The organism is Pedobacter arcticus A12 (assembly GCF_000302595.1).
GTDB classification, from domain to species: Bacteria; Bacteroidota; Bacteroidia; order Sphingobacteriales; family Sphingobacteriaceae; genus Pseudopedobacter; species Pseudopedobacter arcticus.
The window spans coordinates 636696-653847 of sequence record NZ_JH947125.1; the positions used below are offsets into that span (position 1 = coordinate 636696).

General features: G+C 38.1%; 12 protein-coding genes. 11 read left to right on the forward strand and 1 reads right to left on the reverse strand.

Annotated features, from left to right (window positions below; translation table 11 throughout):
* The first annotated feature begins 21 nt into the window (after positions 1 to 21).
* From B176_RS0104000 to trhO, 8 genes are all read left to right on the forward strand, one after another.
* Positions 22 to 3153 (forward strand): efflux RND transporter permease subunit, encoded by a 3132-nt coding sequence (locus B176_RS0104000; protein WP_017257488.1) that lies wholly within the window; start codon positions 22 to 24, stop codon positions 3151 to 3153.
* Between the two features lie 194 nt (positions 3154 to 3347).
* Positions 3348 to 4469, forward strand: a complete 1122-nt coding sequence (locus B176_RS0104005; protein WP_017257489.1) for an aminotransferase class I/II-fold pyridoxal phosphate-dependent enzyme — start codon at positions 3348 to 3350, stop codon at positions 4467 to 4469.
* Positions 4462 to 5079: a dethiobiotin synthase gene (gene bioD / locus B176_RS0104010; RefSeq protein ID WP_017257490.1), complete on the forward strand. Its 618-nt coding sequence runs from the start codon at positions 4462 to 4464 to the stop codon at positions 5077 to 5079. The genes B176_RS0104005 and bioD overlap by 8 nt, the downstream gene beginning before the upstream one ends.
* Positions 5080 to 5126: 47 nt before the next feature.
* On the forward strand, positions 5127 to 5831 hold the full coding sequence (locus tag B176_RS0104015) for a 3'-5' exonuclease (RefSeq protein ID WP_017257491.1): 705 nt from the start codon (positions 5127 to 5129) through the stop codon (positions 5829 to 5831).
* A gap of 81 nt (positions 5832 to 5912) precedes the next feature.
* A complete protein-coding gene (locus tag B176_RS0104020; protein ID WP_017257492.1) occupies positions 5913 to 7634 on the forward strand; it encodes an ABC transporter ATP-binding protein in 1722 nt (573 codons plus the stop codon).
* Between the two features lie 31 nt (positions 7635 to 7665).
* A complete protein-coding gene (locus B176_RS0104025) occupies positions 7666 to 8334 on the forward strand; it encodes a ferredoxin reductase domain-containing protein (protein WP_017257493.1) in 669 nt (222 codons plus the stop codon).
* A 405-nt stretch (positions 8335 to 8739) separates the two neighbouring features.
* The gene (locus tag B176_RS0104030) at positions 8740 to 11454 is read left to right on the forward strand and encodes a hypothetical protein (RefSeq protein ID WP_017257494.1); all 2715 of its coding nucleotides are present in this window, start codon (positions 8740 to 8742) and stop codon (positions 11452 to 11454) included.
* Between the two features lie 314 nt (positions 11455 to 11768).
* On the forward strand, positions 11769 to 12716 hold the full coding sequence (gene trhO, locus B176_RS0104035; RefSeq protein WP_017257495.1) for an oxygen-dependent tRNA uridine(34) hydroxylase TrhO: 948 nt from the start codon (positions 11769 to 11771) through the stop codon (positions 12714 to 12716).
* A gap of 326 nt (positions 12717 to 13042) precedes the next feature.
* Here the strand turns inward: trhO and B176_RS0104040 are convergent, their stop codons facing one another.
* Positions 13043 to 13876: an endonuclease/exonuclease/phosphatase family protein gene (locus B176_RS0104040; RefSeq protein ID WP_017257496.1), complete on the reverse strand. Its 834-nt coding sequence runs from the start codon at positions 13874 to 13876 to the stop codon at positions 13043 to 13045.
* 233 nt (positions 13877 to 14109) lie between these two features.
* Between B176_RS0104040 and B176_RS0104045 the strand changes: the two genes are divergently transcribed.
* The 3 genes from B176_RS0104045 to B176_RS0104055 all read left to right on the forward strand — a co-directional run bounded on the left by B176_RS0104045 (position 14110) and on the right by B176_RS0104055 (position 17006).
* The gene (locus B176_RS0104045; RefSeq protein WP_017257497.1) at positions 14110 to 14883 is read left to right on the forward strand and encodes a copper resistance protein NlpE N-terminal domain-containing protein; all 774 of its coding nucleotides are present in this window, start codon (positions 14110 to 14112) and stop codon (positions 14881 to 14883) included.
* 289 nt (positions 14884 to 15172) lie between these two features.
* Positions 15173 to 16240 carry a complex I subunit 1/NuoH family protein gene (locus tag B176_RS0104050; protein WP_017257498.1) on the forward strand — a complete coding sequence of 356 codons (1068 nt, stop codon included), beginning with the start codon at positions 15173 to 15175 and terminating at the stop codon, positions 16238 to 16240.
* A 181-nt stretch (positions 16241 to 16421) separates the two neighbouring features.
* On the forward strand, positions 16422 to 17006 hold the full coding sequence (locus B176_RS0104055; protein WP_017257499.1) for a 4Fe-4S binding protein: 585 nt from the start codon (positions 16422 to 16424) through the stop codon (positions 17004 to 17006).
* Positions 17007 to 17152 lie beyond the last annotated feature (146 nt).

A 17152-nucleotide genomic window follows, 5' to 3' on the forward strand; every position in this document is an offset into this window, starting at 1 on the left:
TCCTCCATTGAACTATTTACAATGAATAAAGTTATCAAAAGCGTTATCGGTTTTTCATTAAAAAATAAGTACTTTATTTTCTTTAGCACTTTTATTTTGGTGCTTGCAGGCTATATCAGCTTTAAAAATACCACTATCGATGCTTTTCCAGATGTTACCAATACCAATATTACCATTATTACACAATGGCCAGGCCGTAGCGCAGAGGAAGTAGAAAAGTTTGTTAGTCGGCCGTTAGAAATAGCGATGAATCCCACCGAAAAACGAACCAGCATTCGGTCAACTTCACTTTTTGGGTTGTCTATTGTTAAGGTGAGTTTTGAGGATGATGTTGAATACGCAGAAGCTCGGGTACAAATAAATAACCACCTAGAAGATGCCGATTTACCAGAAGGAATTAAGCCAGAGGTACAACCAAATTACGGTCCAACTGGCGAGATTTTTCGCTATACTTTAACCAGCGACACTAAATCCGCTAGGGAACTAAAAACTTTACAGGATTGGGTAATTGAGCGGGAACTGCTTTCCGTTTCTGGCGTGGCAGATGTGGTTAGTTTTGGTGGCGAGGTAAAAACTTATCAGATCACTGTTGATCCAAAAAAAGCTATCCAATACGGTGTAACGGCAACAGAATTATTTGATGCGGTATCAAAAAGCAATATTAATGTGGGTGGCGATGTAATTGTACAAAGCGGGCAGGCGTACGTTGTACGAGGAATCGGTGTGTTAAATAATATCGATGAAATTAGAAATGTGGTTGTTGACCAGCTAAACGGAACGCCTGTTTATGTAAAAACCATTGCAGAAGTTTCAGAATCGGCTTTACCACGATTAGGACAGGTTGGCCGAGATAATGATCCAGATGTGGTAGAAGGAATTGTGGTAATGCGCAAAGGCGGAAACCCCAGCGAATTGATTGGCAGGCTGAAAACAAAAATCAATGAAATTAATGATGTTATCCTTCCAGGCGATGTAAAACTGGTCCCGTTTTACGATCGTGAAGACTTGGTGAATTATGCGGTACATACCGTAATGGGTAATATGATGGAAGGTATTCTGTTTGTAACGCTCATTGTATTTCTTTTTATGGCCGATTGGCGAACTACATTGATTGTCTCTATCATCATTCCTTTATCGCTTTTGTTTGCCTTTATCTGTTTAAAACTTAAAGGGATGCCCGCCAATCTGTTGTCTATGGGCGCCATTGATTTCGGGATTATCATAGATGGTGCGGTGGTAATGGTAGAAGGGATTTTTGTGATGTTGGATGGGAAGGCCAAAAAGCTTGGGATGGAACGTTTCAACAAAATAAGCAAGTTGGGTTTTATTAAACAGGCTTGTTTAGAAAATGGTAAGGGAATTCTTTTTGCCAAACTCATTATTATTGTGGGCCTGTTCCCGATTTTTATGTTCGAGAAAGTGGAAGGTAAAATGTTCTCTCCATTGGCGTGGACACTAAGTTTTGCACTTTTAGGTGCGCTTGTTTTAACTTTTACATTGGTGCCAGCTTTATCTAGCGTATTGCTGAAAAAGGATGTTAAAGAAAAACATAACCTAGTTTTAAGATGGCTAACTAAAGCCACCATGAAGTTTTTTGATTTCTGCTTTAGGAGCAAGAAGTTGGTTTTTGGTGCTGCACTTGCAGTTTTACTGACAGGAATTATCAGTTTTAGCTTTTTAGGTACAGAGTTTTTGCCAAGTTTGGATGAAGGTTCTATTTATGTAAGAGCAACTGCGCCATTGAGCATCTCGTTAAGCGAAACCAAGAAACTTTCTAATGAGATGCGCAAGATATTCTTGAATTTTGATGAGGTAAAACAGGTGCTTTCGCAAACCGGGCGACCAAATGATGGCACCGATGCCACTGGTTTCTACAACATGGAGTTTCATGTGGATATTTATCCGCGAAAGCAATGGAAACGTAAGCAAAGCAAAGAACAGCTCATCGAGCGGATGCGAGATAAACTGGCAGGTTTTCCAGGAATAGATTTGAATTTCTCGCAACCAATCTCGGATAACGTAGAAGAAGCAGTTTCTGGAGTTAAAGGTTCTATTGTGGTAAAGTTGTTTGGCGATGATTTCCATTTTATTGAAGAACAAGAAGCCAAAATAGAGCGTATTCTTAAAACAGTTGACGGTATAGAAGACCTGGGTATTTTGCGAAATTTAGGTCAGCCCGAACTTCAGATTAATCTTGATCAGCAAAAAATGGCACTTTATGGGGTTACCGCTGCAGAAGCAAACGCAGTAGTAGAAATGGCAATCGGCGGAAAAGCGGCTACGCAGATTTATGAAGGCGAACGTAAATTCGACCTCATTATCCGTTATCCAGAAGATTTTAGAAATGATGAAAGTGAGATTGCAAAACTTCGGGTTCCAACGTTATCAGGAACTGATGTGCAATTGGGAGGTATTGCTACCATCCGTAAAATTACAGGTCCAAGCATGATTTATCGCGATAAGCACAAACGTTATGGCGCAATCAAATTTTCTATCAGAGGGAGAGACATGGGCAGTGTAATAGCCGAGGCGAAGAAAAAAGTAAACGCAGCTATAAATCTTCCAAAACCTTACACGTTAGAATGGGCAGGAGATTTTGAAAACCAGCAACGGGCAATCGCAAGCTTATCTACTGCCGTTCCCATCAGTTTATTGTTGATATTTTTTATTCTGTTTGTACTTTTCGGAAATCTAAAAGACGCTTTGTTGGTGCTAAATAACGTTCCTTTTGCAATAATTGGGGGAATATTTGCGCTCTTGGCAACAGGTGTAAATTTTAATATTTCGGCGGGTATTGGCTTTATCGCACTATTTGGAATCTGTATCCAAAATGGAGTAATTTTAATTACCCGTTTTAAATCAAATATGGTAGAGATGAAACACAATACGGGTTTTACATTTCCCGATGCCATCCGCGATGGCATAGCGAGTAGATTTAGACCAGTATTAATGACCGCAATGATGGCGGCAATAGGTTTAATGCCAGCAGCGCTTTCTACGGGTATTGGTTCGGAAGCAGCAAAGCCATTGGCTATTGTTGTCGTTGGCGGTTTGGTTACCAATACCATTTTCAATCTTTTTGTTTATCCAATTGTGGTTTATTGGGCTTATCGTAAAAAAGCGACAGCATTACATGCGGTAAAAGCCGTATAGAATAAACGTTTATCAGGCGTGTTTTGTGTTGTTTTTAGGGGAGGTCACAAAAAAGATTAGCTGGTGCGAAATCAAACAGGGTTCTCTAATTAGGATAAACCCTGTTTGTGTTTTTAGAAAACATCAAGCCAAACTTTCATTCCAAAGCTTTATATTTGGCTCATCACCGTTTTGGAAGCTAAATAGATAACCTGTTGGAAAACTTTTTACAAGAAAAACTAACTGAAAGGCAACGCGAGAATTCGTTAAGAGAATTGCATCAATACCAAGAAGGTTTAGCAGATTTTTTTTCTAACGATTACCTGAGTTTTGCACAGAGCATCTGCCATAAGCAGAAAATCCAACAACTTTTAGATGCGCATCCTAACTATAAGAATGGTGCAACGGGTTCGCGGTTAATATCCGGAAACACCAAGTTTGCTGAAGAACTGGAACAAAAAATTGCCGATTTCCATCAAGCGGAAGCAGTACTGATTTTCAATTCGGGTTATGATGCTAATGTAGGTTTGCTTTCCTCAATTGCACAACGTGGCGATACCATTATTTGCGATGAATTGATCCACGCCAGTTTAATAGATGGCGCTCGATTGAGCTTGGCTAACCGCTACACTTTTGCACACAATGATTTAAGGGCTTTAGAAGAAAAACTGAAGCAGAGCAAAGGCAATATCTTTGTGGTTACAGAAAGTGTGTTTTCTATGGATGGCGATTGTGCACCACTTTTGGAACTTAGCGAACTCACCGAGAAATACAAAGCTAATTTGATTGTAGATGAAGCACATGCTTTAGGTGTTTTTGGTAAATATGGTGAAGGTTTAACGCAACATTTAAACTTACAGCATAAGGTTTTTGCCCGGATTTACACCTTTGGGAAAGCTTTGGGTTGCCACGGTGCTGCTGTTGTTGGTTCTACACTTTTAAGGCAATACCTGATCAATTTTGCGAGATCTTTTATTTACACAACAGCTTTGCCTTACCACGCTTTGGCCTGCATTGCTGTAGGTTATGAGGAAATTACCAAAACCTCCGAACGAGCGCTATTGTTAGAGAATATCCGGCTTTTTACTCGTTTAACATCACGTAAGGAAAACACGGTTATGCCGAGTGCAAGCGCTATACAAAGCATATTGGTTCCAGGGAACGAAGCTTGTAAAAAGTTGGCCACTCAATTGCAAAAAAGCGGATTTAATGTAAAAGCGATTCTAAGCCCCACGGTTGCAAAAGGGAAAGAACGTTTGCGGATTTGCCTACATGCGCATAATACCAAGGCCGAAATTTATGAATTAACCAGTCAGCTAAATATAAACCATGACTAAAAAATACTTTGTAACCGGGATCGGTACCGAGATTGGTAAAACCGTTACGTCTGCAATATTAACAGAGCACCTTAAAGCAGATTATTGGAAACCGATACAATCAGGAGATTTACACCAGTCGGATACCCTAAAAGTTAAGAATTTAATAAGTAACCAGAGAACTAAATTTCACCCAGAAGCTTATCAATTAACACAACCTTTTTCGCCACATTACTCGGCAGCATTAGATGGAGTTAAAATCGATTTAAACTCGATTAACTTGCCGGAAACTCAAAATAACCTGATTGTTGAAGGTGCTGGAGGCTTAATGGTTCCGTTGAATAATCAGGATTTGATCATCGATTTAATCAAAAAACTGGGCTTAGCGGTGGTTTTGGTTTCTAAGAATTATTTAGGAAGCATTAATCATACTTTACTTTCGGTGGAAGCTTTAAAAAGCAGAAATATCCCCATTAAAGGAATTATTTTTAATGGAGAACCTAACCAAGCCAGTGAAAGTATCATTATAAAAATGACAGGTCTAAAGGTAATTGCAAACATCCCGATGCTGCATAAAATCGATAAAGAAAGTGTAAAAGATGCTACGGAAAATTTAACTTTTAACTGGTAGTGTTTTACCCTGTTTAAAAATTCAGCAAATAAAATGTAAATTCACTTATGCTAGCTCACATTGATTTACTAGATGTTTTGGTTTTAGATATTGAAACCGTTCCCGCTTTTTCGAGTTTTGAGGAACTGCCGGAAAACATGAAACAGCTGTGGGATTTAAAAACAGCCTATCAGCGTAAAAACGAGGAAAGCGCTGAGGAATTTTATCCAAGAGCAGGGATTTGGGCAGAATTCGGAAAGATTGTTTGTATCTCCGTTGGAATGTTTGCCAATAAGCAAAGTTTTAGGGTGAAATCATATTATGGCGACGATGAAAAAGAACTGCTTATCGACTTTTTGAGCCTTTTAGCTAAGCAACCGAAGCACCTTTCTTTATGTGCGCATAACGGAAAAGAGTTCGATTACCCTTACATCTGTAGAAGATTGCTGATTAATGGTTTACAAATTCCGTCTCAGCTGGAATTATCTGGTAAAAAACCTTGGGAAATCCATCATTTAGATACCTTGGAGCTTTGGAAGTTCGGCGATTATAAGCATTACACTTCTCTCAATCTGTTAGCTGCGGTATTTGATATTCCAACCCCAAAAGATGATATCGACGGCAGTATGGTTGGCGATGTTTATTGGAATCAAAAAGACACGAAACGGATTAAGAATTACTGCGAAAAAGACGTAGTAACTACCGCCCGACTTTTGCAGAAGTTTAAAGGCTTACCTGCACTTACCGAAGAACAAATTACTTATGCTGATTAGGTTCGATTAAGTGAAAAGTTCAAAGTCAAAAGTAAAAAGGCTTGTATAGTTGATTAGTGATTTGAAAAAAATGGTCGTTTTATGATTGATAAGGTGCTAGTAGTTGAAAGTTTGAGCATTAGCTTTAAGACCGAGAGCGGACTGGTTAAGGTTGTTGATGGGATAAATTTCCAGTTAAAAAAAGGAGAAATTATTGGTTTGGTTGGCGAGTCGGGCTCTGGGAAATCGGTAAGTTCTTTGGCATTGATGCGTTTGTTACCGCCAAATGCGATAGTAGCCGGCGAGGTTTTATTTAACGATATTAATTTATTGGCATTGCCAGAAAATGAAATGCAGGCTTTCAGAGGAAACCGCATTGGAATGATTTTTCAGGAACCGATGACTTCCTTAAACCCAGTGATTAAATGCGGAAAGCAAATTACCGAGAGCATTATTCTACACCAAAAAGTTGATGAAAACACTGCCAAAGAGCGCACCATCCAACTTTTTGAAGAAGTAAAACTGCCAGAACCTGCTTATACATTCAACAAATTTCCGCATGAACTTTCTGGCGGACAAAAGCAACGCGTAATGATTGCGATGGCTTTAGCTTGCAATCCCGACGTGTTAATTGCCGATGAACCAACAACTGCTTTAGACGTAACAGTACAGAAAAGTATTTTGGAATTGTTGCTGAAGCTGAAAGCAGAGCGTAATATGAGTTTGATTTTTATTTCGCATGATTTAGCAGTAATTGGTGAGATAGCTGATCAAATTTTGGTGATGCGCAACGGTAAAATTGTAGAACAGGGAAATATTGCCCAAGTATTTTTAAATCCACAGCATCCCTACACTAAAGGTTTATTGGCTTGTCGCCCAGCGCCTAATTTGCAGTTGAGTAGGTTGCCGACTATTAGCGATTTTGTTTCAGCAGGTTTAACGGTTGCCGAACTTAACGATAAGTACCAGTTGAAGCCCGAAACTATTGCCATTAAAAGGGCACAGCTTTACAAACAGCAACCTTTATTAAAGGTGGAAGAATTGAATACGTGGTTCTTAAAAAAAGGAAGTTTATTTTCTGCAAAAAAAGAATACACCAAAGCCGTGAACGGTGTTAGTTTTGAGGTTTATCCCGGAGAAACATTTGGTTTAGTTGGCGAATCTGGCTGTGGCAAAACAACCTTAAGCAGAACCATATTAAAACTGATAGAACCCACATCGGGAAAAATTGTATTTGATAACGAGGATATTTCTGTATTGGATGCAAAGCAGATGCGCCCTCTGAGGAAAGATATCCAGATTATTTTCCAGGATCCTTATTCCTCGTTAAACCCGGTTAAAACCATCGGTTATGCTTTAATGGAGCCATTAATTGTCCATAACGTTTTAAAATCGAGCAAAGAGCGTAAAGCTTATATTTTAGAATTATTAGAAAAAGTTGGCTTAACCGCAGTGCACTATAACCGTTATCCGCATGAGTTGTCTGGCGGGCAAAGACAGCGGATTGTAATTGCCAGAGCTTTAGCTTTAAAACCAAAATTGATTATCTGTGATGAAGCAGTTTCGGCATTAGATGTTTCGGTACAGGCGCAAGTTTTGAATTTACTGAAAGATCTACAGGCGGAATTTAACCTTACTTATATTTTTATTTCGCATGATATGGCGGTGGTAAAGCATATTGCCGATAGAATGATGGTGATGAACCAAGGTGAAATTGAAGAAATCGGCTATCCCGAAGAGCTATACAACCATCCAAAAAAAGCATATACACAAGCTTTGATCAATGCAATTCCGAAAGGGATTTTGGCTAAGGTAGAAAGTTAAACGGCAAGATTTTTGTTTGTTTGATAGCATTATGGCAAACTTTAAAGTAAAAATTACAGAAGTAACTCCTTTAGTAACAAATGTTTTCAGAATAAGAACCGAGAAGCCAGCTGGCTATAATTTTAGTCCCGGGCAAGCAACCGAAGTTTCTTTACAATATGAGGGCTGGGAGAAAGAAAAACGACCGTTTACTTTTACCTGTTTACCAAAAGATAACTTTTTGGAGTTTACTATTAAAACTTACGAAGATCACCAAGGCGTGACGAAAAGAATTTCCACTATTGCACCTGGCGACGAGTTCGAAATTGGAGATGCTTGGGGAACCATAAATTATAAAGGTGAAGGTGTATTTATTGCAGGTGGTGCCGGTGTAACGCCCTTTCTTTCTATTCTAAGAGATTTACATCAAAAAGGAGCATTAGGTTATAATCAATTGATTTGCTCTAATAAATTTGAAGATGAAATCATCTGTTATGACGAACTGAAAAGTATGCTAGGCGATCGGTTCATTAATACCATTACCAAACAAAATGAACCCGAGTTACACATCGGTAGAATTGATAAAGAATACCTGCAAGCTCATATCAAAGATTTTAACCAACAATTTTACGTTTGCGGTCCACAAGGTTTTACCAAAACTATTTTGGGCATCCTAAAAGAATCGGGAGCAAATGCTGAAGGTTTGGTTTTTGAGCAATAGTATTCAATCTTAGTTAAAAAAAATATAGATAGAGGAGCTGAGAAGCTCCTTTTTTTGTTTTATAAAATGTCAGATGGATTTAGACCGATTGATTCTGGTTGAAGTTAACCCACCAGTTTCAATTTTCATTGTAGCTAGTATTTTGCGTTAGGGATAGCAGTGGATACCGGCAATGTGGCTAAAGCCTTGTGTAGTATGAACGTATAGCCCGCCCCGTTTGAGCCCCGGGCGAAAGCAATTGGGGAACGCCCAAATTTTAAGCGAAAAATAAGAAGCGCTAAAATTTTTTGTTTACTGTATTTTAGTAAAGAAACCGTAGGAAAATGTTAAAAAAACCTAAAAATTGCAGATTATTTGCCACAAAGCTATTTAAAAAGCTAAATTTAAAACTCCGAATACATATTTATGATCAAATTAAGAATAGCCCGATATATATTACTGTTTTGTGTTTTAAGCACCTTTAAAAATTCAGTGTATGCCCAAAATATTCCCCTGGCTGAAGTTGCGCAGAAAAAAGCAAAAATAGCGGCGGAAAACCCGATAGAAAAAGTTTACCTACATTTTGATAAGCCATACTACGCTGTAGGCGATACGGTTTGGTTTAAAGGTTACGTAACGATGGGTTTAAACATCCCGTCGCCGGTTAGTAAAATTTTATATGTTGAGTTGATTAGCGATAGGGATTCTTTAGTGAAAAGTTTGAAGATACCTGTAGAAAGTAGTGTTGCCACGGGAAGTTTTGTATTGCCTTATCCGGATTTTAAGGAGGGGAATTACCATGTTAGAGCCTTCACAAAATGGATGCTGAACAGAGATGCCGATTATTTTTTCTCGAAAAACATTTATGTGGGGAGTGCACTTAGTAAAGAACTAATTACAAACATTAGTTTTAACGGAAGTATTGATGATAAAGGGCAGAGAGTAAAAACCAAAATTGTTTATAAAGATTCGGACGGCAAACCTTTGGCAAATAAAAAAGTAAATTGGGAAGTAAATGCAGATTTTAATAGGGTTGCCCGCGGTAAAGAAACTACGGATGCAAACGGGGTTATTAATTTAGATTTTGGCAGTAGCAATAAAGTTGCACTGAATAGTGGGGTTTTAAGCACTTCTGTAGAGGTTGGAGATCGGAAAGTGCTGAACAAAAATTTCAATCTTAAAACTGCAATTACAGAAAATGATATTCAGTTTTTTCCAGAAGGCGGTTACTTATTAAACGGTATAACAACAAAAGTTGGATTTAAAGCCATAAGCTCAAACGGTTTAGGTGTTGATGTTAAAGGTACTTTGGTTGATAAAATCGGGACAGAGGTTGCAACTTTTAAGGCGCAGCATTTAGGGATGGGAAGTTTTAGTTTTACACCAAAATTAGGTGAAGTTTATACCGCACAGATTACTTTTGCCAATGGCGACAGAAAAAATGTTGCGTTACCCGCAGTTACCGATGAAGGAGTTGGGTTAAGCATTCTCCAAAAAGCCGATAGCGTATATGTTAATATCAATGCCACCGAAAGTTTTCTGCAAAAAAACAAAAATCAGGCGTTTTACATTGTAGCACAAAACGGCAATGCCCTATTTTATGCGGCACAAAGTATTTTTAGGTTACGAAATTATACCATTGTTTTACCGGTAGATAATTTGCCGAATGGTTTATTACAGATTGCTATTCTAAAGCCAGATTACAAGCCTTATTCAGAACGTTTGGTGTTTGTCAAACGAAAAGATTTTGTAAAAATTAACTTAAAACCAGATCTTCCATCGTATAAAGGTCGCCAAAAAATCAAGTTCAATTTAGAACGCGTTGGAGGTTTAGATGCTGATCATGGAAACTATTCGGTTTCGGTTATCAACGCTACAAAAGTTCCGTATGATGAAAATAAAGAAATCACCATTTATAGTAATCTGTTGCTGAGTTCTTATATTTTAGGCTACATAGAACAACCTAACTATTATTTTAACGATAAAAACCCTAACCGTTTAGCGGATTTAGATAATTTGTTGATTACCCAAGGTTACAGCAGTTTTGCCTACGCAGATATTGCTGCAGACAAATTACCGGTTTTAAAAGTTTTGCCAGAGCAGGGGATAGATGTTACAGGAACCATTAGAAGAATGAACGGTATGCCTTGGGAAAACGCCCGTTTATTGTTTCAGATTCCAGATAAACATTATAGTATAACCGCAAATACCGATAAAGAAGGTCGTTTCGCTTTCAAAAATCTGATATTCAAAGATTCGTCAGATGTGGTTGTCAATGCCCGAAACAACGTAAATTCTAAAGATATCCGCATTATGGTTGATGGAGAAACTTACCCGGCCTTAATCAGAAACATCAATACTCCGGATAACGTGTTGAATATGGACAGTTTTATGAATACTTATTTGGCAAATAGTAAAATAGAACGTCGTAGCGCTTTTATGTTGCAAGAAGTGGTGGTGAAAAGTGAGCCAGTGGTTAAAAAACCTAGTCACACCGATCATAGTGCATTAAGCGGGCTAAGTATGCAGGCAGATAGAGAAGTTTCTGGCGACCAATTTGACGGCTGTAATGTGTTAACCAATTGTTTAAGCATTGCTGGGCTTACTTATATTGATTACCAGCTTTATTTATCTAAAACCTATAACCAAGGAAACAAAACGCCTATTGAAATTTATGTTGACGGAATGCCGGTAGACGTGAATTACCTTTTAAGCATCGACCCAAAGGGAATTGCTTCCATAGAAGTTTTTAACAACGATGGACTTTCTGGTATTAACCAGCGTAGCAACACTTTAGGCGTTGTTGTGGTGAATATGAAAGAGGTTAAAAAAGTTAAAATCAGCAAAGATCAGCTTAAAGAATTGTTTCCGCCAAACAACGTAGTAACTATTAAGCCAAAAGGCTATAGTCCAGAGCGCAGTTTTTATGTGCCAAAATATGCTGGTCCAAAAACAACCTTACAAGCGCAAGATTACCGTACCACCATTTACTGGAACCCAATAGTTTTAACAGATAAAGACGGAAAAGGGAGTTTTGAGTTTTACAATAGTGACGATAAAGGACCTTATAAAGTAGTGTTAGAAGGTGTGGATGCAAATGGAAATATTGCTCGTTCTGTGTATGAGTATAAGTTGAATTAAGGTTGAATGAGAGAATATGGAAGGAATGATGTCGTGGAATTTCAATTTCGTCATCTCGACGATAGGAGAGATCTCTAAGTTCTTCTGCACTACCTTGGTTCAACCAAGAAACAAACGGATTAGGCGTTCATAATTGTCTTGCAACTCTTTTAATACTTCGTTCGAAAGAACTCGAGGTATAGCATATTCTTTTTTTAGTTTTCGGCTTTGTGCATTTAGCTTTTATTTTAATGATGAAAATCAAATTTCACGAAAAATTATTTTTAATATCTTTGCGTTTCATTTAACACTGTTTACACCAGTATCAATGAATTATGAGAAAGCATTACCAAACACTTCTATATTATTGCTATAGCCACATCCAGGATGCGGAGCAATACACCGCAAATCATTTAAAATTTTGTAAATCTGTTGGTTTAACCGGGCGTATTATTATTGCCGATGAAGGTTTAAACGGAACAGTATCCGGAACGGCTGAAGCCTGCAAAGCTTACATGAATTATATTTATGCCGATGGCAGATTCAATGCAACTGAGTTTAAGATTGATGAAGTTGACAAACCTAGTTTTATAAAGATCCACTGCCGTTATAAATCCGAAATTGTGTATTCTGGTTTAAAAGATCCATCATATATTGATCCTACAAAACAAACCGGGAAGCATTTGGAACCCAAAGAATTTGCCGAGATGAAAGACCGCGATGATGTGGTTATTTTAGATGTTCGTTCTAATTACGAACACAAAATGGGCAAATTTAAAAATGCAGTCACCTTAGATATTGATAATTTCAGAGAATTTCCTGAAATGATTAATCAATTGGCGCAATACAAAGACAAAAAAATTCTGACTTACTGCACCGGTGGAATTAAATGTGAAAAAGCGTCAGCCTTACTATTGAAAGAAGGTTTCAAAGATGTTTACCAGTTACACGGAGGCATTGTTAAATACGGTAAAGAAGCCGAAGGGAAAGATTTTGAAGGCAAATGTTATGTTTTTGACAACCGATTAGCCGTTGATGTAAATACGGTAAATCCGGTGGTGATCTCTACATGTGGTAATTGCGGAACAACTACGCAGAAAATGATCAACTGTGCTAATCCAGAATGCAATATCCATTTCACACAATGTGATGCTTGTGGAACTAAATTAGATGGTGCTTGTTCTATAGCCTGTCAAACTCATCCACGCAAACGTCCGTATGATGGAACTGGTTATTACGTAAAAATTCCACAACCAGTGGTTGCAAAAACTAAGTTTAACTAGTTTTTTATGCCAGTCATTAATAAAATAAAGCTGTAATGGTAGGGTGATGCCGACCACAAGAAATATTGCTCACCGGGAAATTAAACAAGATTTATGGTGGTACGATTATAACACTGGTCAACAAGATAAGGTCAAAAACATCACAGGTCTAGGACCTCCGCGTTCTCTGTGGTGAAAAATTATCAGAGTGCATAAGTCGTTTACGTCATTTTTGAGGCTTACGATCATAACGCCTACAATAAAGTAAACTAAAACTCCTTGTTTTAAATGACTTCGCTGTTTGACACATTTCGAGCTTTAAGCTTTTTGCTTTAAGCTTGAAGACTTTACTTAAGCTTTATTTTAACCAAAACAGGGAAATGATCTGATGGGTATTTTCCTTGAAATGTATCACTCAAGATTCCCCATTTAGAAACGCTGAATTGAGGCGTCACAAAAACGTGGTCTATAATTTTATTACCTGTTATCAGTTTTCCATATTCTTGATAAGAGTTGTTATTGGCATAGGGAAAATCAACCATCCCATAAGTATCTTTTAGTTGGTTGCTAGTCGCTATAATTCTGTATGGCTCACTATCATGGTCGCCATTAAAATCACCCATTAAAATAACCGGTTTGTTTCTTGCTATTTCTTTGATTCGCTCCAACATTAGTTTACTGCTCTCTCGTCTCGCTATTTGCCCTTCATGATCGTAGTGAATGCAGAAAACGTAAAAAGTTTTTCTCGATTTTTTATCTTTCAAGTAAATCCATGACGATATACGGTTACAGCATCGCCCGTCCCAACCTATAGATGGTTTTTCTGGTGTTTCGGAAAGCCAGAAATCTCCTTTATCAAGTAGGTCAAACCTTTCTGTTTTATAAAATATAGATGAGTGTTCTCCAGCGTCGCCTCCGTCTCTTCCTTTTCCATATACCGAGTAATAAGGTAAAGCGGTTTTGATATCCTGCAGTTGGTTAGCAAAACCTTCTTGCGTTCCCAGGATGTCAAAATCGTAAAAACGAATTAAATCCGCTACTAACGGCGCTCGCTGTTGCCATAAATTGCCAACATCTCCACTGGTTTGTAATCGAATATTAAAAGTGCCGACTGTCAGTTCCTGAGCGTATATCTGATAGCTGAAAAGTAAAAGAAACAAAGCGGTGCATGATTTTTTCATTTGAGTAGGTTTTAGTAATTAAAGGTAGCAACTAATCTAAAATTGGTTGATAAATCTTTTAAAATATTACTTTAGGTTTTGTCGTTCAATAAAAACTGCAATTTAATACCTGTTGGATATCAGCGTTCTAAGCATTACTGAGAAAAAACTGTATCGCTTAGGCTAGAATTGTCGTAAGAAACTATAACTCGGCAAACTCTTTGCTAAACTCTTTAATGTAAAATCAAAAAATCATGAAAAACTATATTTTAGTATTATCAATATTCGCACTTTCTGTAGGTGTAACAGCTTGCAAATCCACCCAAAACATCGCTGATAATGCCCATAACAGTAAAAACTCGCTAGATTGGCAAGGTGTTTATACTGGCGTTACTCCATGCGCAGACTGTGAGGGGATTCAGACCATCTTACGAATTGATACCAATAACAATTATCAGCTAGAAACCTCTTATCTTGGCAAGGTTACTAAGCCGTTTATCGAGAAAGGAACTTTCAGCTGGGACAAGAGTGGGGGCAGAATCAAACTTGATAACTCTGTAGAAGCGACTTCTCCAAGCTATTATTTAGTTGGAGAAAACCAGTTGATACAGTTGAATTCAGACGGGAAACCAGTGATGAGCGAATTAGCGAGCAAATACATCTTGAAAAAGGAGAACAACGCTATCGTAGAAAAGTACTGGAAATTAGTAGAACTTAACGGAAGACCAGTTACCCCGCCAGCAGAAGGCGAGCGAGAAGCTCATCTAATGTTGAAAACCTTAGATAATAGAATAACTGGAAATGGCGGTTGTAATGGGTTCGGTGGAACTTATGAAATATTACCGGGCAACAGAATTCGCTTTTCTCAGATTTTATCTACGATGATGGCTTGTCCAAATCTTAAAGATGAGCAAGAATTATTTAAAGTGTTAGAAACAGTAGATAATTACAGCTATAGTAATGATACGATGACCTTGAACAAAGCGAGAATGGCTCCGTTAGCTAAATTTGTGGCTGTATATTTTTAAACAAATAATAAGGATATAATATTTATAAAGCTCTTGCGGATTTAATCTGCAGGAGCTTTTTAGATTCTATAGCTTTTTTTAGAAATTAAGTCGTATTCGTATACTTCTTAAGCACAGTATGAAGCTGATTCAAAAACAGGGGAAAGAGCCTGCCGATTCGCTTGCATCATTTCCACGCTCAAAATACGCCAGTTTCAGTCCTTAAAAATAAATGTCTAGTAAATTAGTAGATATTCTTTAACTTGCGCCCAAATTAATTAGCTTTGCAACGAAAAAACAGCAATAGGGATTGAATTTTTACCTCTTATACTTCTTAGTCGCGTTTACCATTTTTGGTTTTATTGCGGTGTTTTCGCTTTTTAGTGTTTACGCGGAAAGGAAGGTTTCTGCCTTTATGCAGGATCGATTAGGTCCGATGGAAGTGGGGAAATACGGTTGGCTACAAACCGCTGCCGATATCCTTAAACTCATTCAAAAAGAATATATTTTGCCAGCACTGGCAGATAAAGTGCTTTTTACCATCGCTCCAGTTATTATTTTCGTTGCCGTTTATCTGGGTTTTGTTGCTTTACCCTGGGCACCGGGATTAGTTCCGGCAACAATGAACTTAGGGGTTTTCTATGTTTTTGCTATTATCTCTATCGAAGCATTGGGTATTTTAATGGCGGGTTGGGGTTCTAACAATAAATACAGTTTATTGGGCGCAGTGCGCTCGGTAGCACAAATGGTTTCTTACGAGATTCCGATTGGTTTTGCTATCATTTCTGCGGTAATGATTTCCCAAACTTTAGATTTACAAATCATCAACTATAACCAAGGGATTTTGGCCATAGACGCCGTTAAGTTTCTAGGTTTTGTAGACGTAACAAAAATAGGCGGAATTTTAGCTTGGAATGTTTTTCAAGCACCTCACTTGTTGGTGGCTTACGTTATTTATTTCATCGCTTCCTTAGCGGAGTGTAACCGAGCGCCATTTGATTTGCCCGAAGCAGAATCGGAATTAATCGGTGGTTTCCACACAGAATACACAGGTTTGCGCTTCGCATTTATATTTTTGGCCGAATACGCCATGATGTTTTTGGTAGCGATGTTAGGCGTTACTTTGTTTTTAGGAGGATGGAATACCCCACTTCCAAATGTTGGCTCTTTACAATTAGCAACTTACACCACCGGAGTTTTCTGGGGGATATTTTGGATTATGACGAAGTGTTTAACGGTAGTGGGCATTCAAATGTGGATCAGGTGGACGTTGCCTCGTTTAAGAGTGGATCAACTGATGACACTTTGTTGGAAAATATTAACACCATTAGCATTTTTATGTTTGGTGATTTCAGGGTTGTGGAAATTATTGCTTTAAATTGAATTGTTTATAAATAAACTTATTGGGTTAACGATTGAAACGGCATCCTTTTTTGCCTTGCTGAGCACTGTCACTCTGAGCATTGTCACTCTGAGCGGAGTCGAAGAGGGAGTAAAGGAATAAGGCAAAAAAGATATAGTGGAAAACGTGTTAAAACCCCCATATAAAAAATAACAGATTGATTAAAACTGCTTATAACGGATTAAAAACTGCATGGAAGGGATTAGCTCTTACCATCAAGCATTTTTTTGACGCAAGGGAAAGCAAAAAAGTTGTCAACGTTAAGGAGGCTAATTATTTTGATCAACAAAACGGAATTGCTACGGTTCAATATCCGCATCAAGAGTTACCGATTCCAGAAGTTGGACGGTACCAGTTGGATGTAGTAATTGACGATTGTATCGTTTGTGATTTGTGTGCGAAGATTTGTCCCGTAGATTGTATTGAAATTGAAAGTATAAAAGGGACAGAGGTCATCGGTAAAACTTCTGATGGTTCAGTCAAGCGTTTATATGCGCCAAAGTTTGATATCGACATGGCTAAGTGTATGTTCTGCGGTTTATGTACGACAGTTTGCCCAACAGAATGCATCACCATGACTAACGAGTACGACCGAAGTTTTACTTTGGTAACCGACTTAACGTATCATTTTGCAGATATGACAGAGGAAGAAGCTGAATTGAGACGAGAAGAATTAGAAACACAATTAACAGAGCGAAAAGCAGCAAAAGAAGCCGCAATGAAAAAAACGGAAGAAAAATAGATCTAACGACGGTTAGGCATAAGCACTACCGAACGTTCACCTTCTATTCGCCCTTGGCCTTTGCGGTAAAGGTGAAGAAGTAAAAGCACTGCCATTCATAGCAAATGGCGCAGGCGAGAGTTTTTTGTTTACTTTTTTTCGGAAAA